Here is a 24,426-nt window from a genome sequence, read left to right as displayed (position 1 = left end):
CCATGACCACAACCACATCACAGCCGTCCCCAGGGCTGGGCGAATCCACGCTCACCGCGCCCGTCGCGGGCAAGCAGGCGGACAAGGTGTTCAAAGGCATCGCCGTCGCGTGCGGCATACTGATCCTCGTCGTGCTCGCCGCGGTCGCCATGTTCCTGCTCGTGCAGGCGTGGCCGCTCATCGGCGGCGACCAGGCCGCCAACAGCGAGACGATCAGCAAGTTCACCGGCGGCAAGGCCCACAGTTTCTGGGGCTATGTCGGGCCGCTGCTGTTCGGCACCGTGCTCGTGGCGGCGCTCGCGCTCGTCATCGCGTTCTTCGTCTCGATCGGTATCGCGCTGTTCATCTCGCATTACGCGCCGCGCCGCCTGGCCGCCGTGCTCAGCTACATCGTCGACCTGCTCGCAGCCATCCCGTCGGTCATCTACGGCCTGTGGGGCGGGCTCGTGCTCGTGCCGTCGATCTACCCGTTCTGGAATTGGGTGGCGCAGTACCTCGGCTGGATCCCGCTGTTCGCCGGGCCGGCCTCCAACCCGCCGCGCACCGTGGCCACTGTGGCGCTCGTGCTCGCAATCATGATCCTGCCGATCATCACGTCGATGGCGCGCGACATCTTCCAGCAGACCCCCAAGCTGCTCGAAGAGGCGGCGCTCGGCCTCGGCGCCACCAAATGGGAGATGATCAAGCTCGCCGTGCTGCCCTTCGGCAAATCCGGCATCGTCTCCGCGTCCATGCTCGGTTTGGGCCGTGCGCTCGGCGAGACGATGGCCGTGCTGATGATCCTCTCGCCGGGGCTCAAGTATTCGTTCAAACTGCTGCAGGCCTCGCAGGACCAGACGATCGCGGCCAACATCGCCGCGCAATACCCCGAGGCCGATTCCATCGGCGTCTCGGTGCTGATCGGCACCGGTCTGGTGCTATTCGTGCTGACGTTCCTCGTGAACCTTCTGGCGCGTCGCATTACTGAGAAAGCGGGCAAATGATGAGCCAGCCAACCATTGATTTCGACAAATTCAAGCCCACCCGTTCGTACATCGCCGCACGCAAACGCAAAGACATCGTGATGCGCGTACTGATCGTGCTCGCGTTCATCGTGGCGTTGATCCCGCTCATCTCGCTGCTGTGGACCACGATCGTGCGCGGTGCGGCGCGCCTCAACTGGGATTTCCTTTCGCACAACATGACCAATGTGATCGGCGGCAACCCCACGCCGTCGGGCGGCTATGGCGGCATCCTGCACGCCATCATCGGCACGCTCGAAATCACCTTCGGCGCCATGCTCATCTCGATTCCGGTGGGTGTGATGTGCGCGGTGTACCTCATCGAATACGCGGGCAAGTCGCGGCTCGCCACCACGATCCACCTGCTTGTGGATGTGATGAGCGGCATCCCCTCGATCGTGGCCGGCCTGTTCGCCTACTCGATGTTCGCGCTCGTGGTGGGCCCGGGCACGATCAACGGCTTCGAAGGATCGGTCGCGTTGAGCCTGCTCATGATCCCCACTGTGGTCAAAACCACCGAGGAGATGCTCAAGATCGTGCCGAACGACCTGCGTGAGGCGTCGCTCGCCCTCGGCGTGACGAAACAGCGCACGATCACGAAGATTGTGCTGCGCACCGCTCTGCCCGGCATCGTCTCCGGCTCGATCCTCGCGATCGCGCGTGTGATCGGCGAGACGGCGCCGCTGCTCATGACAGCAGGCTACATCGTCTCGACGAACATGAACCTCTTCTCGGGTGAGATGACCACGCTGCCCGTCTACGTGTACCAGGAGTATTCGAAGTATCGCGCCAATTGCGCCGCAGACGCCGCCACCGGCTGCGTGACCACGATCCCCATGGAACGCGCATGGTCGGCGGCGCTCGTGCTCATCCTGCTCGTGCTCATCCTCAACCTCATCGGCAGAATCGTGGCGCGCGTGTTCTCCGCCAAGAAGAAGTAGCCACAGACCCCACGCAACAGAAGGATTTCCAATGGGACAGCATATCGACGTCAACCATCTCAACATCTACTACGGGTCGTTCCTCGCAGTCGAAGACGTCAACCTCAACATCGAAGCGAACAAGGTCACCGCGTTCATCGGGCCGTCCGGCTGCGGCAAATCGACCGTGCTGCGCACACTCGACCGCATGCACGAGATCACGCCGGGCGCGTACTGCACCGGCGAAGTGCTGCTCGAAGGGCAGAACCTGTACGCGAAAGACGTCGACCCGGTGGCCGTGCGCCGCGACGTGGGCATGGTCTTCCAGCGTCCGAACCCGTTCCCCACCATGTCTATCCGGCAGAACGTGCTCGCGGGCGTCACGCTCAACAACCGCAGCATCTCCAAGTCCGACGCCGACGACCTCGTCGAGTGGGCGCTGCGTGGCGCCAACCTGTGGAACGAGGTCAAGGACCGCCTCGACAACCCGGGCATCGGCCTTTCGGGCGGCCAGCAGCAGCGCCTGTGCATCGCGCGCGCCGTGGCCGTGCATCCGCAGGTGCTGCTGATGGACGAGCCGTGCTCCGCGCTCGACCCGATTTCGACGCTCGCCGTGGAGGACCTCATCAACGAGCTCAAGCAGGACTATACGATCGTGATCGTCACGCACAACATGCAGCAGGCGGCGCGCATTGCCGACTACACGGCGTTCTTCAACCTCAAGGCGGTGGGGCAGCCGGGGCATCTCGAATATTTCGCGGACACCACCACCATGTTCAACAACCCGCAGAACGAGGAGGCGGAACGCTACGTCTCCGGCCATTTCGGCTGACAGCGGGTGAGGCTCCTGTGCGGATGCATGCCGCACAGGGGCCTTTTGGTTCGCTCATGGCGTAGTATGTGGAGGGTACGACGGTTGGCCTGCAACATCCAGAACACATTCGCATGGTAGCGTCGTGCTGTTCCGCCGTACCGGCGGGCATCAATAACGAAGGTTTCACGAGAAGAAAAACAGGTTTTCCATGGAGAAGTTTTTCCATCTGAAAGAGAACGGGACGTCCGTGTCGACCGAATTCATGGCCGGCCTCACCACGTTCTTCGCGATGTCCTACATCATCATCGTCAATCCGCAGATTCTATCGCAGACCGGCATGCCGTGGGGTGGCGTCTTCCTCGCCACCATCATCGCGTCCATCGTCGGCACGCTCATCATGGGCCTTTTCGCGAACGTGCCGTATGCGCTCGCCCCGGGCATGGGCCTCAACGCGTTCTTCACCTACACCGTCTGCTTCGGCCTCGGATTCACGTGGCAGGAGACGCTGTGCATGGTGTTCCTGTGCGGTCTGATCAACATCCTCATCACGGTCACCAAGGTGCGCCAGATGATCATCCGCGCCATCCCCGACGCGCTGCAGCACGCGATTGGCGGCGGCATCGGCCTGTTCGTGGCATACGTGGGCCTGCTCAATGTGGACCTCATCACGTTCTCCACCAAGGACGCCGAGTCGGCAGGCAAGGGGTTGGCCACGGGTGCCACGCCGGGTCTGGCCACGTTCAACAACCCGACCCTGTGGCTGTTCCTCATTGGACTGCTGCTCGTCATCGTCTTCACGATCCTCAAGGTCAAGGGCGGCATGCTGCTCGCCATCGCCATCACCACGGTCATCGGCATCCCCATGGGCCTGACCACCATGAACCAGTCCATTTCGATCGGCGAGGCCTTCGGCCAGCTGCCGCAGACCTTCGGCGCGCTGTTCACCGGCGAAGGCTTCGGTTCGCTCTTCTCGAACCCGGGCCGTCTGCCGCTCGTGCTCGTCACGATCTTCGCGTTCTCGATGTCCGATGTGTTCGACACGCTCGGCACGTTCATCGGCACCGGCCGCCGCACCGGCATCTTCTCGAAGGCCGACGAGGAATCGGCCGAGAACGGCTCCGGCTTCAAGACCAAGATGGACAAGGCGCTCTTCGCCGACTCCGTGGCCACGTCGATCGGCGCGATCTGCGGCACATCGAACACCACGACATACGTCGAATCATCCGCGGGCATCGCGGCGGGCGGCCGCACCGGCCTCACCTCGGTGTTCGTCTCGTGTTTCTTCGCGCTGTCGATTTTCTTCGCCCCGATTGTCTCCGCTGTGCCGAGCGCCGCGACGGCGGGCGTGCTCGTCATCGTCGGCTGCATGATGGCAGCCTCGCTCAAGGAAGTCCGTTGGGACGACATCAGCGAAGCGATCCCGGCGTTCTTCGCCTCGGTGTTCATGGCGTTCGCCTACTCGATCAGCTATGGCATCGCCGCCGGCTTCATCACCTACTGCATCGTCAAGGTGTGCCGCAAGAAGGCGAGCGAGGTGCATCCGATTGTCTGGATCGTCTCCGCGCTGTTCATCCTCGACTTCGTGTGCATGGCCATCCTGCAGTAGCCAGGATGCGGCTCCCGACGAGGGATATTCGAGTCCGGCTGACAGGTTCTGCGTGAACCTACCCGAACGGTTCGCCGGGAGAGCGCAAGTCCGACCAAGGGTGTTGCGCATGGGTGCTCCATGCGCAACACCCTTTTGTTGTTGCATTTTTCCTTCCTGCACTCCTTATTGTTCTTGCACCTTCTTTTCTTCCCTCTCCTTTTCTTTCTTTCCCTCTTCACCTTCTTCTTTCTTTTCTCCTTCTTGCTACGGGTAGTGCTTCGTTTGCTACGGTAGTACCTTCTTCGTTACGGGCAGTGCTTTTTTTGACTAAGCCTCACTCAAAAACCGCCATTTTCGAACGATTGTAGGAACTAAGCACGAGTAGGTACACTGCCCGTAGTAAACGAAGCACTACCTGTAACGAAGAAGGTACTACCCGCAGCGAGGAGGAGGGCATGCGACATAACAATACTGCCCGCAGCTGGGGCTACGGGCAGTCTAGGGGATGAGGATGGATCAGGTGCTCACTTCTTCTGCGTGGCTTGCATCTGGTCAATGATCTCGGTGATCCACTCGTGCAGACCCTTGTAGTTCGACGGCATCTGCTCGGTCATGTCGACCACGGGCACATTGCCGGAGTCCGCGGCTGAGACAAGCTGGTCGGTCATGTCGCTCGGCTCCTGCGAGTTGATGATGAGCATCTTTGCGTCGCCCTTCTTGAGCAGGTCGGTGAACTGCTTGATGTCCGAAGGCGTCGGTTCGCTTTCGTTCGCGGCGGCCTGCTTGTAGCCCTTCGGCGTCACATCCTTGAGCCCCATGTCGTCGGCCAGGTATTCTCCCACCGATTCGATGGCTGCGTACGGCATCGCGTCGTCGGCCTGCGCCACGGTGGCGAGCTGTTCCTCGAGCTTGTCTTCGGTGGCCTGCCATTTCTCGTTGAGCTCCTGGAACTGCGTCTTGTGCTCGGGCATGATCTTCTCGTACGCGGCGGTGATCGCGTCGGCCGTCTTCACTCGCACGTCGGACGAGAACCACACATGCGGGTTGTCTCCGGTCTTCTTGCCGCCTTCGTCCGCCGCGTCGATCACGATCGCCTTGGATTGCTCGGCCGCTTTGACCGCCCATTCGTCGTAGCCCGCGCCGTTGACGATCGCGACCTGCGCGTGCTGGAATTTCGAGATGTCGTTCGACGTCGGCTCGTAGTCATGCGCGTCGGTGCTCGTGTTGTTGAGGATCGAGGTGACGTCCACATACGATCCTCCCAGTTCCTTCGCGAGCGAGCCCCACTGGTTCGAGGCGGCGATCACGGTGATCACGCCGTCTTTGTTTGCTGTGTTTGACGCGGAGGGCGAGGCTTCGCCCTGGCCGGAGCATGCCGCCACACTGGCTGCGAATACGATGGCGGTGAACGCGGCGAATGTCCGGCGAATCCATGTGCTCATAGGTGTTCCTTCACTGTTTTGGCGCTTGTGTCTCTGATGTTCGAGTATAGCATATTACTGAGAATGATTCTCAATATGCGCGAAATGCGCACAATCGTTTCTTTGATTGTAGGGCTTTGGGGGCGGCCCGCGGCGGGGAAACCGCCGGATTGACTTCAGGGCTTACCTGTGCGACACGCCCGAAGTGCCGTACGTCGGCGGGGCACGGTAAATTCAAACTCTTGTAAACCACAGACCGTTGGTTGAGGGTCACCCGTGATCCTACGAAGTTTGGTTCGCCAAGCCAGCGCAGGTTGAGAAACAAGGATCCTTGATGATTTCAAGGACGTTTGCCGCTCTGCCTGTGTGCAGGGCTTTTTTGTTGCCCGGGTTTGGCGCCCCGCCTCACAGTCAACGGCCGACTTAGGAAGGAACGCCATGAAGAGGCCCGAAAAGGAAGTGGTGGTCGCCGAGCTTACGGAAGCATTCCGTAACGCTGACGCGGTCTACCTGACCGAGTACCGCGGGCTTACCGTTCCGCAGATTTCCGATCTGCGCGAAAAGCTAGGCCGCGATACTTCCTACACTGTGGCTAAGAACACGCTGTTCCGCATCGCCGCTAAGGAAGCCGGCATTGAGGGTCTCGATGAGATGCTCACCGGTCCTTCCGCCGTCGTCTTCGTGAAGGGTGACTTCATCGACGCTGCGAAGATTCTGCGTGACTTCGCCAAGACCAACAAGGCCCTCATCGTCAAGGGCGGTTTCGCAGACGGAACCGTGTACGACGCCGAGGGTGCCAAGCAGCTCGCAGACCTCAAGTCTCGTCCGGAACTGCTTGCCGAACTGGCCGGCGCCCTCAAGGGCACCATGGCCAAGGCTGCACGCCTGTTCAACGCGCTGCCGACGAAGGCCGTCCGTACGGTCGACGCCTTGCGCGAAAAGCAGGAGAAGGCTGCCTGATCGCCCTGCGGTTCACCGCAGTGCAATCGGTCGGAATAAACCGGAAAACAAAGAAAAATTTCAGGTGTGCGGAACAGAAACAACCCGCCGCGCGCCACGATTGAAAGGAAGCCATAATGGCTAAGTTCACCCAGGATGAGCTGCTCGAAGCTTTCGGTGAAATGACCCTCGTCGAGCTCTCCGAGTTCGTCAAGGCCTTCGAAGAGAAGTTCGACGTTGAGGCCTCCGCTCCGGTCGCCGTCGCCGCTGCCGCCGCTCCGGGCGCTGCTCCGGCCGAGGAAGAGAAGGATGAGTTCGACGTCATCCTCTCCGCCGTTGGCGACAAGAAGATCCAGGTCATCAAGGCTGTGCGTGGCATCACCAACCTCGGCCTCGCCGAGGCCAAGGCCCTCGTGGACGGCGCTCCGAAGCCGGTTCTCGAGCACGCCAAGAAGGAAGACGCCGAGAAGGCCAAGGCTCAGCTCGAAGAAGCTGGCGCCACCGTCGAGCTCAAGTGATGTGCGCGGCCTAAGCCGCATATCACTGACGACATGACGTCTGACCCCGTGGGGCACAAGCCCTGCGGGGTTTTTCTTTCCGGTCAGTCTGGCGTGAACACCCGCCGTGCACCCCGGTGAAACACCGTGTATTGCGATAGACTGGCGGGAGTAAGAGCGATTGGCTGCCGCAGTGCTTGATTGGGCGTGCTGCGTACAATGGTGCAGCGCGTGCCCACTCGATGAAAGGAAGGTCCCACGGTGAGCGGTGATCAACGAGCAACGACGAAATGGATGATCCGCGTGGATGGTTCGGATTTGACCAGCGTCGAGGCAGGGCAGACCGTGGAGATAGGTCGCAAACCGTTGCGCCCCTTGAGCGATGACGGCACCACGCGCGTCGAGATTCTCGACGACACCCGATCGATGTCCAAACGCCATGCCGAATTCTCGGTGAAAAGCGATGGCAACGCGATTCTGCGCGACATGAACTCCACGAACGGCACATATCTGGTGCGTCCGGGCAACGATCTGGTGAGACTGCCATCCGGCTCCGACTTCGCACTGACCGACGACACCGTGCGTCTGCAGTTCGGCGATGTGCCGGTGGATTTTGTGCGCTTCATCGATGACAGCACCACACACAGCGACGATCCGGCCGTGGCGAACCTGTTCGACTACGCGCTCGACAACGTGGCGTCCGAACCGGAAGCATCGGAGCTTTCGGTGGACGACATCCTCAATCTGCGCGCCGGCGAGCCCACCAACATCTTTGATTCCAACAGTGTGCGCACGCGCGCGCATGAGTTGCGCGAGGCCGAGCAGCAGACCTTCGTGCCGTTCGCTCAGCCAATCAACCCGGTGACCACGAACGACGCGGTCGAAGAGGACGCGCCTGACGCGGCTCCCCGTGACCTGTTCGCCGATGCGCACGATGTGGCTGCGGGCAAGATCGACGAGCCCGCTGTGAAGAAAGAGGAATTCGTGCCACGCATGCACGACGGCCCGCGCCACGCCGGTGGACGCCCGGCCGACCGTCTGATCTCCGTGGATGAATTGGGCAAACCGCGCCTGCCTGACATCATGCCGCTGCAGATGACCCCGCAGCAGCCTGTCGCACAACAGCCTGCTATTGCGCAACCTGCCGTCCAGCAGGAGCCAGCCAACCAGCAGACCGCCGCACAGCCCGCGCCCGCTCAGGAACCGCAGCCGGCCGCCCAAGCTGCGGCGCCAGCAGTGGAGCATGACACGCAGCCAATGGTGCAGCGCCCCCAGGAACAGCAGGGGCAGGAGCAGCGCCGGTTCGCCGAGCAGAGCACGGCCCTTGATTTTGAGGTGCTCACCACATCGTTGCACGCCGAGCACCGTGACGAACCGGTCGCGGTGGATATGCAGTCGTCCGTGGCCGTCAATCAGCAATCCAACGAACAGCAGCCTACGCCGAATACGACTGCTGTAGAGCAGTCTGTGCAGGCCGAGCAGCCAGTGCAGACCGTGCAGCCTGTGCAATCCGCTCAGACCGCGCAGCCGCTCCAGACGGTGCAGGCCCAGCCCACACCCGCGGCCGCCGACGTCGATGCGCGCTTCAAGCCCACCGCGCAGACCGGCGAAGTGGACCAGCCTGAGCAGACGCAGGCATTCACCCCGGCCTTCGAACCCGGCTCGGTGTTCGAACGTGTGGCCAAGGGCGAGTTCAACCAGCGCGAGGAACTCGTGGAGGCCGGCGGCTACAACTCCGACCAGGCACGCCGCAGCGACGATTTCGCCGAACAGTTCGAAATGGCGCGCCATGCCGAACTGCTGCCGTTCCTTGCCATGAACCCGGCGTTGTACGACGACCTGTATGCTTGGCTCGCCGCGCAGGGCAACGCCGATGTGGACAAGGCGCTCAGCACCAATCCCGGTTACGAAGACTACCGCAAAGCGATGGGGAAGTGAGTCAACCCGATGACAGATAACACGGCGCAAACGCCGCAGGCCCTCAACACCTTGCGCGCGTGGCGCGACGAATTCAAGGCGAACCTGGTGCCGTCCCCACTGGAGGACGTGAGCCAGCTTTCTGCCAAGCTCGATCTGACACACGCGCACCCCTCTGGGATCGCGCAACTCTTCGGCAATGGCAGCGCGCCACTGCATTCGCTGTTCCGCGACAGCGGTATGCTGCGCGCCGCCGCCCGCCGCGCAGAACGCGTGCTTGACGACCAGAACGCCAAGAAACGCTTCAGTGGTGTGGCCGAGCTCTCGCTCGTCGTGGGCGTGGCCACGTGGAAGGGCAACAGCATGCCTGTGCTGCTCTACCCGGTGGAAGTGGTACGTGACGGCACCCCGGTGGAACACCACACCACAATCAGCTTCACCGGCCATGTGCGCCTCAATGCGCAGTTCCTGGCCGTGATGCGTGAACATGGCGTGCATCTGGACGAACGCCAGCTCTTCGACGGCTCGAACTACAAGAGCGGCACGCCGGAGACTGCCGCCGTGTTCGCCGCGATCACGCAGATGGCGCAGCATGTGTTCCCCGACTTCTCGATCGAACGGCAGATCATCCTGGGCTGCTTCATGGATCCCTCCACGCAGATCCTCGTGGAAAGCCAGATGATCATCGACCATTTGGCCAAAGGCCCCAGCGGCAACGCGATGCTTGATGCACTCGCCGGATTCCCGGAGGCACGCGACCACTTGGCGAATCAGCAGATGCCCCCATACAGCCCCTTCGACGGCGACCCACATTCGGAATTCGAGGTGGGCGATGTCGACAACACCGTCCGGTATGCTGCCAACATGGCGGCCGCGGGCCACAGCGTGTTCGTGGATGGCACGCAAGACACCGACACGGCGGAACAGGCTGCGGCAATCGCCTCGCGGTGCATCATGGCCGGCCGCTCGGTGCTGTATGTGCCCTGTGTGCCCGACCAGAAGCGCCGGTTCATCAATGTGATGCGCGCGAACGAGCTGGGCGGCCAGTTGCTCGACGTGGCCGACCAGAACGCCAATGCCGCGATCGACCACCAGCTGATCAGCGCGGTGGGCTACCAGCAGGGTGTGGCCACCTCGCGGTTCGACCAGCTGGCCGATGAGCTTGTGGGTGTGCGTTCGCGCCTCACCCGCTACCTCGGCGACCTGCACGGTGTGAACAAGACGTGGAACGTATCTGCCTACCAGACCATCCAGAACCTGGCCAACATCTCCGAACTGCCCACACACCCGGCCACCCATGTGCGTTTGGACAAAGAGGTGGCGCGCTCCATCGGCACGTCGCTCGACGATTGGGCGAGCAAGCTCGAACGCGCCGGTGAACTGGGCGAATACACGATTGGCCCCGACGACACCGCATGGTACAAGGCTTCGCTGTATACGGAAGATGAGGCGATCGACGCCTACCAGCGTGTTGTGGACATGCTGCGCAACCTGCTGCCCGCCACGCGCGAGCAAGTGGAGTCGACCGTGAAGACATGTGGCTTCTCGATTCCCACAACCGCGCAGGAATGGATCAAGCAGGTCACGGTGCTCAAGAACCTGCGCCGTGTGCTCGATGTGTTCCAGCCCGAGATCTTCGAACGTGACATCGACGCGATGATCGAAGCCACCACACCCAAGGCCGAGCGCAAATCCGACGGACAGTCCATGGGCTTCTGGGACCGCCGCCGCCAGATCAAAGAGGCGAAGAGCATGCTGCGTGTCGGCGCGCATGTCGAAGACCTGCATGACGCGCTCGTGGTGGTGGAAAAGCAGGCCAAGCAGTGGCGCCTGTTCGTGCCGCACGGCGGCTGGCCCGTGCTGCCGCCGAAGCTCGATGACATCGTGGCCACGCAAGAGGCCCTGCTGAGCAACATGACGGCGCTCGACACCGTGCTCGCCACCACGCCCGAAGGCGCCGACCTGCAGACCGCTGACTTCAACGTGGTCGAAGAGCGCCTCAAAGCGCTGTTCGACGACCGCAAGGCGCTCGACACGCTGCCCGAACGCTGCAGCCTCGAGCGTGAACTCGACGCCGCCGGCTTCGGCGAGCTCATCGCTGACCTGTACAACCGCCACGTACCGGTGGATGCGGTGCGCGACGAACTGCGGCTCGCATGGTGGACCACCGTGTTCGACGACATTGTGCATTCCTCGGCGATCATCTCGAACCAAGACGGTTCGGCATTGCAAAGCGCCTCCGACCGCTTCATCCAGGTGGACACCGAGCATGTGCGCTCGGTGGGCCCCATGATCATGCAGGAATCGATGCGCCGCCTGTGTGATCTGCTGTTCGCCCGCACGCAAGAGGCGAACATGCTGCACACCGTGCTCGCAGGCCCCAACGCGGCCTCGCTCAGCCGCATCCACCACGACCACGCTGAGATCCTGGCCGCGGCGAAACCGGTGCTCATGGCCACACCAGCCACTCTCGCCTCGGTGACGAAGCCCACGCCGATCGCCGACGTGGTGATCATCGACGCCGCTGCGCATCTGCCACCCGTGCTGTTGTTGAGCATCCTGTGCCGCGCACGCCAAGTGGTCGTGCTCGCGCACCGCCAGACGATCACGAGCGGCAGCATCGACGATCTGGTGCAATTGCTGCCCGACATCACCGTGCAACCGCACCCCACGCGCCGAGACCCGCGCGTGAATATGTTCCTCGTCGAACAGGGCTACGGCGAGGTGACGAACGACGTGGTACGCGAAAACGTGCAAGGCCATGTGCTCTACCACCAGATCGAAGCCACCGGCGTGCCGGTCATGGCAAGCGGACTCGTGGAAAGCAGCCAGCAGGAGATCGACGAGATCGTGGCGATGATCACGCGCCGCGCCCAGACCTTCACCATTGTGCCCGGCAGCTACATCCTGACAGTCGTGTGCATGACCGAGACGTTCCGCACGCGCCTTGGCGCCGAGCTCAAGTCGCTCGCCACGAAGAACGAGTTCATGGGCCGGTTCCTGCGCCATGTGCGCATTGTGGACATCACCGACGTGACCGGTGCCCATGCCACCGACGTCATCATCTCGATGAGTTACGCGAAAACGTCGCACGGGCGCCTGCTCCAGCAGTTCGGCGCCTTGGAAAGCGACGGCGGCCGCGGCATGCTGCTCGATGCGCTCGCGCTCGCCGACCACCACATCGACATCGTGAGTGCGTTCGGCGCCGACGATCTGGAAGACGACCGGTTGCACCACGCGGGCTCCAAGATGCTCAAGACCGTGCTGCAGTGGGCGCAGCGTCTGGGCAACGAACAGCCGATCGAGCCGCAGCCCCATCCGGACGCATCCAATGTGTTGATCGATGACCTGGCCAACCGCATCCGCGAGCGCGGGCTCAATGTGGCCGTGGATTACGGCCTTGACAACGGCATGCGCCTGCCGATGGTCGTGGGTGCGAAAGACAAGCCGTACATGCTTGCCGTGTTCACTGACGACGCGCAGTTCATGGGCATCCAGTCCACGCGCGAACGCCACCGCATCCTGCAGCAGGAGATGGGAGCCCTCGGCTGGTCTGTCATGACCATCTGGAGCGTGGCCGCGTTCGTCAACCCGGAGAAAGAGGTCGACCGCGTGGTGGCACGCTTGGGCGAACTCTATCAGGAGAACAAATGACAAGCGAAGAGCCGCAGAAAGGGACCGCACGCCCATACAGCGCCGAGCGCCGTACACCACGCCGCCACAAGCGCGTGGTGATGCAGGGCACCGAACGCTTTGACGCGGACGGCGTGAAACTCGAGCCAAGCGATGTGCGCACACGTGAACAACAGGCGGCCGACGACGACCGTCGCATTCTCGGCGAGCTGCCGCCGCATTGGGGCGTGTTTCAGGAGCGCGCATAGGCGAGGCAAACACGCGCTTCAGCCACTGCGCCACTGCACGGGCACGCTTGGGCGCGTTCATGGCTGCGACCTTCCCCGCACGGCGATGATCGGCCCCTCGTTCTGTGCGGCGAGCACGCGCACCGCGTCGTCCGCTGGCATCGCGACCGGCGTGACGTGCATGCCGGTCGCCTCATCGAGATGCGCCGCCGCCATCACCACCGCCTGTGCGCTCAGCGTGCACAATGCGGTATCCGGATTGTCGCACCCCACCACGGACGCCAGTTGGATGCTTGTGCCGGTGGGGAAGGGCTCCTGTTGGTCGCCAAGGCGCACATCGATCACCGTATGCCCTTCGGATACCACAGGCCGCACGCCCACCATCGACGGCAGCAGCACATCACCTGCACTCACATCCACTTGGGCGAGCGCATCCACGGCGTCACCCGTGGCATGCAATGCGCCGTGCAGCGCGGTATGGTTCGGCAGTTGCTCCAGCCGCACATCCGCCGCGGTGATGATCGTGCCGCGCGCGATGCCGCGCTCCGCCACGACGACCGGTTGCGTGGCGACGGCGGACAGCACACATTCGAGCGCGCAGAGCACGCCGAGCGCCGTGCACACCGCGGCAAGCAGACGGCGTGCGCGCCGCTGCATGAGCCGCCCGTGCGGTGTGCGCGCGAACCACAACCGCGCACCGTTCTGTTCGCGCTTGCCCCGCGCGTGCATATGAAACAAGGTCACCATGTGCTCCATGATGACCTTGTGCGCATATGGGGGCCATATGCGGGCGGATGGTGTGGTCGGACGGCCCGGTTGGCGTGTCGCATGTGGATAATCGGCCCCGCAGGACCCACGATTGTGGATACTGATGCGGTTATCCACATGCCTGTGGACGCGCCTCATGGGCGGACTGCCGCAGCCTTACTTCGACGCCCCTTTGTCGGTGCGGTAGAACCCGCTGCCTTTGAACGTGATCGGCACGGCCGAATACACCTTGTGCACCGTCTCATGCCCGCACTTGGGGCATGTTGTGATTGGCGCATCGTCAAACGACTGGTGCTCGGTGAAGTCATATCCGCACTCTTTGCAACGGTAATGGTAGACAGGCATGCTGCTTCCTCTGCTTTCCTATGCGTTTCGCTGTTCGCGTTGGACAATGCAACTGGTCATATCCTAATACCGGCCTGCCCTAGCCGATATTCCGCCCCGCGCGCAGCCCGCCTCCACTGGCCGGTTGCGCCGCTTACAGCACCTCGAGCCGCTCCGGAGTGAGCACCGCGCTCACCGGCACGTCGTGCGCGAGCGCCGGCACCGGTTCTCTCGTGAATTCCCACGGCCAGCATACGGCCACAAGCGGCACGCCCGACCGCCGCCATGCGAGCGCGCGGTCGTACCACCCGCCGCCGCGGCCGAGCCGTGCGCCGCACCGGTCGACGCGCAACGCCGGCAATACGATCAGGTCGCATGCGCCGAGCGCGCTGGCCCCGAGTACCGGCCCGCTCGGCTCGTCGGGGCGCAGCGTGCCGTGCGCCGGCTTCTCCGCGTGCGTCAGTGTGCGCAGCTCGCTGGCATCCACCGCTGTCCACCCGATCTGTGTGCCGCTGCCGAGCCGTGGCACCATCGTGCGCACGCCGCGCCGCGCGAACAGCGCGAGCAGCGGCATCGTGCTGATCTCGGTGCCCATCGACACGTAACAGGCGGCGGTGTGCACGCCGTCGAGCAGCGTCGACGCGCCGAGCAGGGCGGCGCATTGTTCGCCGGCCTGCGCGCGTGACTGCGCATGTGCGCGTCGCCGCGCATAGGCCTGCTTGCGCGCCGCCTGCTTGTGTTCCATGATCGCGCGCGTCGTCTCGTCGGTGTCGTCGCGCGCCTGCCCGTCGTGTGCCATGATGCCGTTCTACCACATGCCTTGCGCGCAAATCCGTGCCGCCGCCCCGCGCGTGCGGGTGCGCCGTGCGAGAATGGGAACCGTGTCTGTATTGGAATCATTGCGTGCGGCGTTGCACCGCCCCACCGAAAACAGCCTGAGGACCCCGCTCGAGCTCCATGCGCCGGCCGGGGCGCCGCCGCTTGTGCTGCGCACGATGACCGTGCGCGACGAGCAGGAGTGGGACGACGTGCGCATGCGCAACACCGACTGGCTTGAGCCGTGGGAATCGAACGACCCGATGCGCCACCGTCCCGTCACCTTCCCGCAGTGGATCGCGATGCAGCGCCGCGACGAACGCAATGGCGACGCGATCGTGTTCGTCATGGTGCTCGACGGCGCGATCATCGGGCAGATTTCACTCGGGGCCATATTCCGCGGCGCGATGCGCACCGGCATCATCGGTTATTGGATCGACGAACGGTATGCCGGGCGCGGCCTGACGCCGCTCGCCGTGGCCATGGTGTGCGACTGGGCGCTGCAGATGCCCACCGGCCCACGCCTGCACCGCATGGAAATCGACCTGGTGCCCGAGAACGAGCGGTCGCGCGCGGTGGTGCGCAAAGTGGGCGCGCGGTACGAAGGTGTGAAGAAACGGTACATGTATATCAATGGCATCTGGCGCGACCATGAATCATACAGCCTGCTCGCAGAAGACGCGCCGCAAGGGTTCGTGCACCGCCTGCTGTTCGACACGCCCAGCGAAAAGCCGCACAAGTTGTCCTAAATTCATTTATTCTTGAAGATTATGGAGTACGAATCACTAAGCACAATAGTTGTTTTGGTGATTATCGGCATCATCATGGCGGTGTGGTTGCCCAAACGGACTGTCAACGGCATGAAACAGGTGGTCAAACATCGGTCGGACCGGTATTCTTCTTCGCTACACTTGGTGAGTGAGGAGAGCGGCACCCGATTCTCCGATGTGCACACACCGCAGGCGAAAGGGGCGATAATGCCAGCGACACAGACGGAACGCGAGAAGAACCGTGCCTATATTGCGCAAGTGCGCGGGCTTCGTCGCGCCGCCGCGCGCCGCCGCCGCTGGCTCGCCGGGGGACTGCTCGCCGCCGCGATCGTGGTGTTCGCGCTGGCCATCGCACTGCATTTCAGCCCACTGTATGCGCTGATCCCGGCCGCGTTGTGCGCCGTGGTGTGCGCGCTCGGTGTGCGCGCGTCGAAGCAGGCGCGCGCGTGGGAGGCCAAGATGGCGGCCAAGGAGCGTGAGCGCAACCGCAAGACGGCGGCCGCGGCCAAGCGCGCCGCCAAACAGCGTGCGCAGCAGGCGGCGGCTCAAGCGGCCGCGCATGCCGCGCCTCGCGCGGAAGACGCGCGTACCGACGTGCTTGAACAGCGCGAGATTCGCCGTGCGCTGCATCAGGGACGCATCGAGCAGCAGGAAGCGCTCGCACGCCGTCAGGCAGAGCAGGCAGCGCAGTCCAAGGCGCAGGCAGCGCAGCAGGCCGCGGCGAAATCCGCTGAACAGCCCGCAGTGGTGTCTGAGGATCACCGGATGCACGCACAGCTCGTGGTGCGCGACCATGACACGGCGTATCCACTTGACGAAACGAACGAACTGTCGCGCGTCTCGCCGGCTTCCGCCGTCGACGCGTTCGACATGGCGGTCAATCAGGATCTCATCTCGTTCTCGCTCGGCTCGCCGCGCAATGGCGTGGAGATTGAGCAAGACGACGCGCTGAGCCTCGAGATCAAGTCCACGCGGCAGGTGGCGAAGGCCACGCCGCGTGACGTTGAACCCGATGCCGCGGAAACGGCCGCTGCGAGCGAAACGGAGGAACCGGCCGCGAAAGCCGAGCGGCAGGGTGCCGGCGATGCGCCTGCCGCCGCCCAGCCGAACCGCGCTGCCGTGAACGATTCGGTCGCGTTCCACGCGACCGAGGCCGCGGCCACGGTGGAGGCGCCGGACGAGACGTCCGACTCGCTCGGGTCGAGCTTGGAGACGATCCTGGCGCGCCGCAATGGGTGACCTGCCGCAACACGTCGAAAACCAGCCGGAAACGGCTGGTTTTTTGTTGCCATCACTGGGTTTTCTCTCAAAGCGTTAGCACTCAAGTTGGCAGAGTGCTAGAAACCGCGCTAGGATAGGCAACTAGCGCAAAGGAACAGTGAGGCAGGTGTTTCGTCAGCCGCTTGCGGCACCGTTCCCGAGCGGGCATGATTCGATTACCGAATGGAAAGAGGTTCGCTGTGTCGTTCCCATTGAAGCCACTGGAAGACAAGATCATCGTGAAGCAGGCGGAGGCCGAGACCCAGACCGCATCCGGTCTGTACATCCCGGACAACGCCAAGGAGAAGCCGCAGCAGGGCGAAGTCCTGGCCGTCGGCCCGGGCCGCCGCGACGAGAAGGGTGAGCGCATCCCGATGGACGTGCAGGTTGGCGATAAGATCCTGTACTCCAAGTACGGCGGCACCGAGGTGCACTACCAGGGTGAGGACTACCTGATCGTCGCCGCGCGCGACGTGCTGGCGGTGCTTGCCTGATCAGGCTCACGTGACCGTATTGTCGTGGCAGGTGGGGCGTGCCGGAACAGACCGGTGCGCCCCACCTTTTTGTTGCAATATCAGGGTTTTCAGGTGCTTGGCAGGGTGCGACACGCCGACACTTGCCAAAAGTTAGCGGTTCGTGGCATACTAGCCAAGTTGCCGGTTGAGGTATCAACCGAAAACGATGGCGGATTTCCCAAGCGGTCAAAGGGAACTGACTGTAAATCAGTCGCTTCGTGCTTCAGTGGTTCGAATCCACTATCCGCCACGCCTCGATAGCTCAGTGGTAGAGCACTTCCTTGGTAAGGAAGAGGTCGTGAGTCCGATTCTCACTCGAGGCTCTCTGGCGGGATAGCTCAGCTGGCTAGAGCGTACGACTCATAATCGTAAGGTCAAGAGTTCGAGTCTCTTTCTCGCTACTAAGGTCGGGGGACCGGCCAACGAACTAACACAAGAGGTGAATCCAATGGCAAGCAAGAGCGCCGACATTCGTCCGGGCATCACGCTGGCATGCACCGAGTGCAAAGAGCGTAACTACATTACGACCAAGAACCGTCGTAACACTCCGGATCGTCTCGAACTGAAGAAGTTCTGCCCGCGTTGCGGCAAGCAGACCCTTCACCGCGAGACTCGCTGAGCTCACTAAGCTTATTTCAGAACCCGACCACACGGTCGGGTTTTTTGTTACTGTGGGCAATATGACAACATTTGCTGAACTCACCACTATTGCAGTTGGTGGCAATATCGATCATTTCGTAGAACCCACAACCCGCGTCAGCGTCATCGAAGAGGTGGAACACGCCGACTCCCATGGTATTCCCGTGTGCGTGATCGGTGGCGGATCCAATCTGCTCGCCTCTGACGCCGACTTCCATGGTCTCGTGCTGCGCGACGCGCGTCGCCTGATCACTGTGCCCGACGAGGCGGCCCCGGTGGAAAGCGACGACCGCACCGTGCACGTGACCGCCGAAGCGGGCTGCAACTGGGACGATCTGGTGGACTTCTGCGTCGATCGCGGGCTCGAAGGTATCGAGGGGCTTTCCGGCATTCCGGGCACGGTGGGCGCGAGCGTTGTGCAGAACATCGGCGCGTACGGCCAGGAGGTCGCCACTTCGGTGGAATCCGTGGAAGTGTGGGACCGCGAAGACAAGCAGACCAAGACGCTGACCAATGTGGAGATGCAGTTCGGGTATCGCTCGAGCCTGCTCAAGACCAGCATGTACAAGGCGCCCGGCGTGCCGAACGACGAATTCTACCCCTCGCCGCGCTACATCGTGCTTTCGGTGACGTTCGCGCTCACGCACACCGAGGAAGGCACCGTCAACTATGCGCAGCTCGCGTCCGCGCTCCAGGTGAATCTGGGCGACCGCATGCCGATCGGCAAGATCCGCAGCGCCGTGCTCGGCGTGCGCGCCGGCAAGGGGATGCTCGAGGACGCCACACGCTACCGTCTGCCCGTCATGCAGGCGTGCAAACGCGAAGACCAGATCGAGCGCGCGATCGAGGCGCAACAGCGGTTCATCAACACGCATGACACGCCGGCGGACGTGGTGGACGAGCAGATGATGGCGGTGACCGGCCAGAACGAAGACGTGAACCGCCACAGCTGCGGCAGTTTCTTCATGAACCCGATCGTCAGCCAGTCGATCTCCGACCGTCTGCCGGACGACGCGCCGAAATACCCGGCCACATTGCCCGACGGATCCACCGGCGTCAAACTCTCCGCCGCATGGCTCATCGACCACGCCGGCTTCCACAAGGGCTACCGCGTCAGTGACGACGCCCCGGCCGCACTGTCCGACCTGCACACGCTTAGCATCACGAACCGTGGCGGAGCCACATGCGCCGACATCGTCAAGCTCGCCGACACCATTCGCGAAGGTGTGCAGCGGCAGTACGATGTGACGCTCATCCCCGAACCCGTGCTCGTCGGCACACAGATCGACTGACCTGACACCAATCGCGCACATGATGGTTTCCAGCTGAAAGTGAACAGGATTCCGGCGGCGCCGTAAGATATGCAACATATCCGGCGCCGCCTTTTTCATAGGTATGCCAAAAGCTTGAACAACGCCGGTGGAAGATAACGAACATGCATTGTCAAGCAGGGAAAAGGCACAAACGTGCAGATATTCAGAACCAAATCCGTGGAACAGACCATCGCGGAAACCAATGAAACAGGTCACGCACTCAAACGCAATCTAGGCTGGTGGGATCTGGCCGTCATGGGGGTGGCCGTGGCAGTGGGCGCCGGCATCTTCTCGGTCGGCGCCGAAGCGGCCGCCTTCCACGCGGGCCCCGCCGTCATCGTCAGCTTCATCATCGCTGGCGTGGTGTGCGGCGCGGCCGTCATGTGCTACGCGGAATTCGCGTCGATCATGCCGGTCGCCGGATCCGCCTACACCTTCACCTACGCCACCATCGGCGAGATCATGGCGTGGATCATCGGATGGGACCTCATCCTCGAAATGCTCATGGCCGGATCGGTCATCTCGAAATACTGGGGCGTGTACCTCAACGACTTCATGCGGCTCATGGGCCTTGGCTGGAACACGAACCTCAGCTTCGGCGCCTTCCACATCGACATCGCGCCGATCATCATCGTCGGGTTCTTCACCGTACTGCTCGTGTTCGGCACCAAGATCGGCGCGCGCGTGGACGGCGCCATGACGATCCTCAAGATCGGCATCGTGCTCTTCGTCGTGGTCGTCGGGTTCTTCTACATCAAGTCGGCGAACTACACGCCGTTCGTGCCGCCGAGCGAACCGGCGAACCACGTGCAGCACGGCGAGCTCGGCGGCAGCATGACGCAGCCGCTGTGGCAGTGGATGACGCACATGAAACCCACGATCTACGGCTGGAGCGGCGTCATCTCGGGCGCGGCGCTCGTCTTCTTCGCGTTCATCGGGTTCGACGTGGTGGCCACCGCTTCGGAAGAGACCAAGAACCCCAAGCGCAACGTGCCGCTCGGCATTGGCGTGGGCATGCTCCTCGTGATCGTCATGTACGTGCTCGTGGCCGTCGTGACCACCGGCATGGTCTCCTACAAGCAGCTCGCGAGCGTGGATAGCCCCTCGCTCGCCACCGCGTTCGAACTCGTGGGCGCCGACTGGGCAGCCAAGATCATCAGCTTCGCGATTGTGCTCGGCCTGGCCACCGTGGTCATGGTGCTGCTGCTTGGCCTCACACGCGTCGTGTTCGCCATGAGCCGCGACGGCCTGCTGCCGCGCGCCATGTCGAAGACGGGCGCCCACGGCACGCCGGCCACATTGCAGATTGTGGTGGGTGTGGTAGTGGCGCTCGTGGCCGCGTGTTTCGACATCAGCGTGCTCTCCGATATGGTCAATATCGGCACGCTTTCGGCGTTCACGCTTGTGGCGCTCGCGATCCCGATCATGCGCAAGAAGCGCCCGGACCTGCCGCGCACCTTCAAGATCCCTGGCAACCCGTGGGTGCCGCTCATCGTGGCCGCGGCGAACCTGTGGCTCATGCTCAACCTGACCGTGCTCACCTGGATCCGCTTCCTCGTGTGGCTTGTGCTGGGATTCATTGTGTACTTCGCCTACAGCTACAACCATGCGCGCCTGGGGACCGGCGAACTCGACGCCGAGCTCGAGCGGTTCGACAAGGAGGAACGCCTCAAACAGCTGGGCGAAACAAAGACACGCCGGGACTGAGCCGTGGCGCGCTGGCGCCGGACGCCAATCGGCGGTAGTCTGGTAGACGATTTTGCAAGGAGGACACCATGGCCTATGTGATTGCGCAACCCTGCGTGGATGTCAAAGACAAGGCATGCGTAGACGAATGCCCCGTCGACTGCATTTACGAAGGGCTCCGTTCGCTCTACATCAACCCGAACGAGTGCGTGGACTGCGGTGCATGCGAACCGGTCTGCCCCACCGAGGCGATCTTCTATGAAGACGACCTGCCCCCGGAGTGGGAGTGGTACAAAGACGCCGCCGTGAACTTCTTCGCCGAAGTCGGCGACTTGGGTGGCGCCCAGGCGGCCGGTCCGATCGGCAAGGACCCCGAGCGCGTGGCCGAGCTGCCCCCGCAGAACGTCGCGTGAGCGCATCCGACGCACATCGCAAAGTTCGCCCCTGCTTCCCTGTGTGGGAGGCAGGGGCGAACTTGTATCATGCCGGTTCAATGGCGTACGGCAACAGGGGATGATATCTGCGTGGCATATGCCCTTTTTCACCCATCAGGCCTCCGATCAGGCTCTTGTCGGGGCTGGCAATTCAACGGATTGCGCCATTCTGGGCTGTAGCGAGCACGTATCTTGGCTGGGGAGGAGCATTTTTCTTGCGGCACCCCACTATCAACCTTGAGATGGCGCCATGAATACTTGTTTGATACTTGCCCCTTGGCCGGAAAATGCTCCTCCTCAGCCGAAATACAATCCAGCACCATGGTTTTCGGGGCGGCTTGGGTCTTGCGAGCCTGCCGCATCGGTCAATGACGGGAACCATAATCGTCAGCAGCACAACCGCACCGCACCTGCGCAACACCGCAAGCGCGGCTCAAATCTTTGAACAAAGGAGCGTGAATGGGATTCCACAGCTACTCCTCGCCGTATGACTGGTCGCGCGTGGCGCAATACAAGAACGCCGCACGCAACCACCCCGGCGGCATGGTTGACCTGTCGATCGGGTCTCCGGCCGACCCCGTGCCGCAATCCGTGCGCAGTGCGCTCGCCGAGGCCGCCAACAGCACCAACGCCTACGGGTACCCGGCCACAGCAGGCACCCCCGACCTGCGCGCCGCCCTGTACGAATGGTTCCGCACATGCCGCGATGTGGAGCTCGAGGCCATTGGCGCCGACGTGGTGCCGACCGTCGGCTCCAAGGAAGCTGTGGCCCTCATGGCGTCGTTGCTGCATATGGGCGAAGGCGACGTGGTGGTGCAGCCCGCGGCATCGTACCCCACCTACGAAATCGGCACGCAGATCGCCGGCGCCCGCGTGCAGAAGGTGGCCGATGTGGCCGACGTCGATTCGTGGGCGCATCTCGACGGCGTGAAAGCCGTCTGGGTCAACTCGCCTTGCAACCCCACCGGGCAGGTCATCGACGCCGCAGGCATGCGCCGCATTGTCGAGGCGGCGCGCGAGATCGGCGCCGTCGTGCTCTCCGACGAATGCTATGCGCTCATGGCCTGGAACGAAGCCAACGACGCGCCTGAAAACCGTGAAGCCTCCATCGAATCGTCACCGTGCGCCCTGCGTGCGGACGTCTGCGGCGGTGACGCCTACGGCGTGCTTGTGCTGTATTCGCTGAGCAAACAGTCGAACATGGCCGGCTACCGTACCGCATGCATCGCCGGCGACCACAGCCTGGTGCGCGCCATGACCGAGATGCGCAAACAGATCGGTCTGATTGTGCCCGGCCCCGTGCAGGCGGCGATGGCGGCCGGCCTGCGCGACATGGCCGCCGCGCGCGAGCAGCATAACCGGTATTACAGCCGCCTCAACACGCTCGTCGAGGCCTTGCGCGCCTACGGCTACGACGCGCATATGCCCCAAGGCGCGCTCTACATCTGGGTGCGCGCGCTTGGCGCCGACTGCTGGCAGGACATGGGCCGCCTCGCGGACTTGGGCATTGTGCCCAGCCCGGGCGAATTCTACGGCGCGCCGCAATACCTGCGTTTTTCCGCCACCGCGAGCGACGCGCAGATCATGCGTGCGGCCGAACGCCTGCGTGCCGTGCTATAACCCCAGCCGCGCGCTGTCCTTGCCGAATTTGCCGCGCACGGCGTCGAGCGCCTGCTCGGCGCCACGCATGCGCTGTGCGGCGGTGGTGCGCTCGGGTGATGCCTGCTCTTCGAGCAGGTCGTCGAGCGTCGGCTGGATCACCGTGCGCTCGCGCTCGCTCAGGCCACTCACCGACATACCCGCCAGACGGATCGGCGACGCCAAACGCGTGAACGCGGCACCCGGCGCCACGCCCATCATGCCGCGCAACAGCTGCTCGCACACGGGGTAGAGGGCGCTCGCCGTGTCGGTGGGCTGTTCGATCGTCAGCGAACGCGTCATGTACCGCAGGTCGGGGAAGCGCAGTTTCACCGTCACGGTGCGCGCCATCAGTCCGCGTGTGCGCAGACTGCTCGCCACGATGTCGCAGCAGTGGTGCAGCAGGCTGAGTGTTTCGCGTGCGCTTGTCACGTCGTGCGCAAAGGTGTGTTCCGACCCGATGGATTTCTCCGGTGAGACCGGCACGACCGGCCGCTCGTCCACGCCGCGCGCCGTGTTGTACAAGTGCACGGCCTGGGCGCGTGAGCCGGTGATGCGCTCGAGGTCGGCGGGTGTGAGCGCGGCGAGCTGCCGCACGGATTCGACGCCCCACGTGTGCAGACGGCGTTCGAGCGCAGGGCCGATGCCCGGAATGGCGCGCAGTGGCATCATCTGTACAAAGGCGGCGTGTTGGCTTGCGGGGATGAGCAGCATGCCGTTCGGTTTGGCGTTCGTGGACGCCATTTTCGCCACGAGTTTGTTGCATGCCACGCCCACCGAGCAGGTGATGTGGAATCGCGCGGCCACTTGTTCGCGCAACCATGCGCCGATGCGCGTGGGGGAATCCCAGCGCAATAGTGCGCCGGAGACGTCCATGTAGCATTCGTCCACCGAGACCTGTTCGATCATGTCGGTGACCTGGCTGAAGATCTCGGTGAAGATCTGGTGTGAGACTTGGCGGTAGTAGGCGCCGTCCACCGGTAGGAACACGCCATTGGGGCACAGTTGGCGCGCGCGGGCGGCCGCCATGGCCGAATTGATGCCGTATTTGCGCGCCTCGTAGTTCGCGGCGGAGACGACCGCGCGCGGACCGGTGCCGATGATGACCGGTTTGCCGGCGATTTCGGGGTGACGCGCGATTTCGAGTGAGGCGAAGAACGCGTCCATGTCGATGTGCAGCATCGTGCAGCCGCGTTCGTCGTGCCCCCAGTCACGATTCGCGGCAGCGTTCCGTGGTGCGTTGCTCATAGGTGTCATGGTACCTGAACATTTGTTCGAATGGAAGCTGGGGTGTGGTGGTGTGTGG

The 24,426-nt window shown here is 63.1% G+C and carries 22 protein-coding genes and 3 tRNA genes; 20 read left to right on the top strand and 5 right to left on the bottom strand.

The window, feature by feature from the left end; all coding sequences use genetic code 11:
* The first annotated feature begins 2 nt into the window (after positions 1 to 2).
* The 4 genes from pstC (at position 3) to OU02_RS02070 (ending at position 4,341) form a co-directional block, all read left to right on the top strand.
* Positions 3 to 983 carry a phosphate ABC transporter permease subunit PstC gene (pstC, locus tag OU02_RS02085; protein ID WP_051918142.1) on the top strand — a complete coding sequence of 327 codons (981 nt, stop codon included), beginning with the start codon at positions 3 to 5 and terminating at the stop codon, positions 981 to 983.
* Positions 980 to 1,942: a phosphate ABC transporter permease PstA gene (pstA, locus tag OU02_RS02080; protein ID WP_033488483.1), complete on the top strand. Its 963-nt coding sequence runs from the start codon at positions 980 to 982 to the stop codon at positions 1,940 to 1,942. Before pstC ends, pstA begins: the two co-directional genes overlap by 4 nt.
* A 31-nt stretch (positions 1,943 to 1,973) precedes the next feature.
* Positions 1,974 to 2,753: a phosphate ABC transporter ATP-binding protein PstB gene (gene pstB / locus OU02_RS02075; RefSeq protein WP_026643513.1), complete on the top strand. Its 780-nt coding sequence runs from the start codon at positions 1,974 to 1,976 to the stop codon at positions 2,751 to 2,753.
* A 190-nt stretch (positions 2,754 to 2,943) separates the two neighbouring features.
* Positions 2,944 to 4,341: an NCS2 family permease gene (locus OU02_RS02070; RefSeq protein WP_033488482.1), complete on the top strand. Its 1,398-nt coding sequence runs from the start codon at positions 2,944 to 2,946 to the stop codon at positions 4,339 to 4,341.
* A gap of 506 nt (positions 4,342 to 4,847) precedes the next feature.
* On the opposite strand, the gene OU02_RS02065 is transcribed toward OU02_RS02070, so the two are convergent.
* Complete coding sequence (locus OU02_RS02065) at positions 4,848 to 5,765, bottom strand: metal ABC transporter solute-binding protein, Zn/Mn family (RefSeq protein ID WP_033488481.1); 918 nt, start codon at positions 5,763 to 5,765, stop codon at positions 4,848 to 4,850.
* Between the two features lie 417 nt (positions 5,766 to 6,182).
* Here OU02_RS02065 and rplJ point away from each other — a divergent pair, with 417 nt between their 5' ends.
* From rplJ to OU02_RS02040, 5 genes are all read left to right on the top strand, one after another.
* The gene (gene rplJ, locus OU02_RS02060) at positions 6,183 to 6,704 is read left to right on the top strand and encodes a 50S ribosomal protein L10 (protein WP_022858901.1); all 522 of its coding nucleotides are present in this window, start codon (positions 6,183 to 6,185) and stop codon (positions 6,702 to 6,704) included.
* A gap of 116 nt (positions 6,705 to 6,820) precedes the next feature.
* Complete coding sequence (gene rplL / locus OU02_RS02055) at positions 6,821 to 7,201, top strand: 50S ribosomal protein L7/L12 (RefSeq protein ID WP_022858902.1); 381 nt, start codon at positions 6,821 to 6,823, stop codon at positions 7,199 to 7,201.
* A gap of 240 nt (positions 7,202 to 7,441) precedes the next feature.
* Complete coding sequence (locus OU02_RS02050; RefSeq protein WP_033488480.1) at positions 7,442 to 9,118, top strand: FHA domain-containing protein; 1,677 nt, start codon at positions 7,442 to 7,444, stop codon at positions 9,116 to 9,118.
* Positions 9,119 to 9,127: 9 nt separating this feature from the next.
* Entirely contained in the window at positions 9,128 to 12,751 is a 3,624-nt protein-coding gene (locus OU02_RS02045) for a helicase (protein ID WP_033488479.1), read from the top strand.
* Positions 12,748 to 12,978, top strand: a complete 231-nt coding sequence (locus tag OU02_RS02040; protein ID WP_033488478.1) for a hypothetical protein — start codon at positions 12,748 to 12,750, stop codon at positions 12,976 to 12,978. Before OU02_RS02045 ends, OU02_RS02040 begins: the two co-directional genes overlap by 4 nt.
* Before the next feature lie 57 nt (positions 12,979 to 13,035).
* On the opposite strand, the gene OU02_RS02035 is transcribed toward OU02_RS02040, so the two are convergent.
* The 3 genes from OU02_RS02035 to OU02_RS02025 all read right to left on the bottom strand — a co-directional run bounded on the left by OU02_RS02035 (position 13,036) and on the right by OU02_RS02025 (position 14,848).
* Entirely contained in the window at positions 13,036 to 13,704 is a 669-nt protein-coding gene (locus tag OU02_RS02035) for an SAF domain-containing protein (RefSeq protein WP_160248844.1), read from the bottom strand.
* A gap of 177 nt (positions 13,705 to 13,881) precedes the next feature.
* Positions 13,882 to 14,070 carry an FmdB family zinc ribbon protein gene (locus tag OU02_RS02030; protein WP_033488477.1) on the bottom strand — a complete coding sequence of 63 codons (189 nt, stop codon included), beginning with the start codon at positions 14,068 to 14,070 and terminating at the stop codon, positions 13,882 to 13,884.
* 133 nt (positions 14,071 to 14,203) lie between these two features.
* Positions 14,204 to 14,848 carry a 5-formyltetrahydrofolate cyclo-ligase gene (locus OU02_RS02025; RefSeq protein WP_033488476.1) on the bottom strand — a complete coding sequence of 215 codons (645 nt, stop codon included), beginning with the start codon at positions 14,846 to 14,848 and terminating at the stop codon, positions 14,204 to 14,206.
* A gap of 82 nt (positions 14,849 to 14,930) precedes the next feature.
* On the opposite strand from OU02_RS02025, the gene OU02_RS02020 reads away from it, so the two are divergent.
* From OU02_RS02020 to dapC, 11 genes are all read left to right on the top strand, one after another.
* A complete protein-coding gene (locus tag OU02_RS02020) occupies positions 14,931 to 15,614 on the top strand; it encodes a GNAT family N-acetyltransferase (RefSeq protein ID WP_033488475.1) in 684 nt (227 codons plus the stop codon).
* A 228-nt stretch (positions 15,615 to 15,842) separates the two neighbouring features.
* Entirely contained in the window at positions 15,843 to 16,874 is a 1,032-nt protein-coding gene (locus tag OU02_RS02015; RefSeq protein ID WP_422574302.1) for a hypothetical protein, read from the top strand.
* 221 nt (positions 16,875 to 17,095) lie between these two features.
* Entirely contained in the window at positions 17,096 to 17,389 is a 294-nt protein-coding gene (gene groES / locus OU02_RS02010) for a co-chaperone GroES (RefSeq protein WP_022858911.1), read from the top strand.
* A gap of 189 nt (positions 17,390 to 17,578) precedes the next feature.
* A tRNA-Tyr gene (locus OU02_RS02005) sits at positions 17,579 to 17,660 on the top strand.
* Between the two features lies 1 nt (position 17,661).
* Positions 17,662 to 17,733 (top strand) — tRNA-Thr (locus OU02_RS02000).
* 4 nt (positions 17,734 to 17,737) lie between these two features.
* Positions 17,738 to 17,811: transfer RNA gene (locus tag OU02_RS01995), tRNA-Met, on the top strand.
* A gap of 47 nt (positions 17,812 to 17,858) precedes the next feature.
* On the top strand, positions 17,859 to 18,029 hold the full coding sequence (gene rpmG / locus OU02_RS08470) for a 50S ribosomal protein L33 (protein ID WP_022858912.1): 171 nt from the start codon (positions 17,859 to 17,861) through the stop codon (positions 18,027 to 18,029).
* A 61-nt stretch (positions 18,030 to 18,090) separates the two neighbouring features.
* Positions 18,091 to 19,341, top strand: a complete 1,251-nt coding sequence (locus OU02_RS01990) for an FAD-binding protein (RefSeq protein WP_033488473.1) — start codon at positions 18,091 to 18,093, stop codon at positions 19,339 to 19,341.
* A gap of 174 nt (positions 19,342 to 19,515) precedes the next feature.
* Positions 19,516 to 21,069, top strand: a complete 1,554-nt coding sequence (locus OU02_RS01985; protein ID WP_033488472.1) for an amino acid permease — start codon at positions 19,516 to 19,518, stop codon at positions 21,067 to 21,069.
* A 68-nt stretch (positions 21,070 to 21,137) separates the two neighbouring features.
* Complete coding sequence (gene fdxA, locus OU02_RS01980; RefSeq protein WP_022858915.1) at positions 21,138 to 21,461, top strand: ferredoxin; 324 nt, start codon at positions 21,138 to 21,140, stop codon at positions 21,459 to 21,461.
* A 480-nt stretch (positions 21,462 to 21,941) separates the two neighbouring features.
* Positions 21,942 to 23,102: a succinyldiaminopimelate transaminase gene (gene dapC, locus OU02_RS01975; protein ID WP_033488471.1), complete on the top strand. Its 1,161-nt coding sequence runs from the start codon at positions 21,942 to 21,944 to the stop codon at positions 23,100 to 23,102.
* Here dapC and dinB read toward each other — a convergent pair.
* Entirely contained in the window at positions 23,097 to 24,368 is a 1,272-nt protein-coding gene (gene dinB, locus OU02_RS01970) for a DNA polymerase IV (RefSeq protein ID WP_033488470.1), read from the bottom strand. The two genes, dapC and dinB, sit on opposite strands and share 6 nt — an antisense overlap.
* Positions 24,369 to 24,426: the final 58 nt, after the last annotated feature.

The sequence above is a fragment of the Bifidobacterium pseudolongum subsp. pseudolongum DSM 20099 genome, assembly GCF_000771225.1.
GTDB classification, from domain to species: domain Bacteria; phylum Actinomycetota; class Actinomycetes; order Actinomycetales; family Bifidobacteriaceae; genus Bifidobacterium; species Bifidobacterium pseudolongum.
Note: the sequence above shows the minus strand (reverse complement) of the source record. Positions and strands in the feature narration are given on the sequence as shown.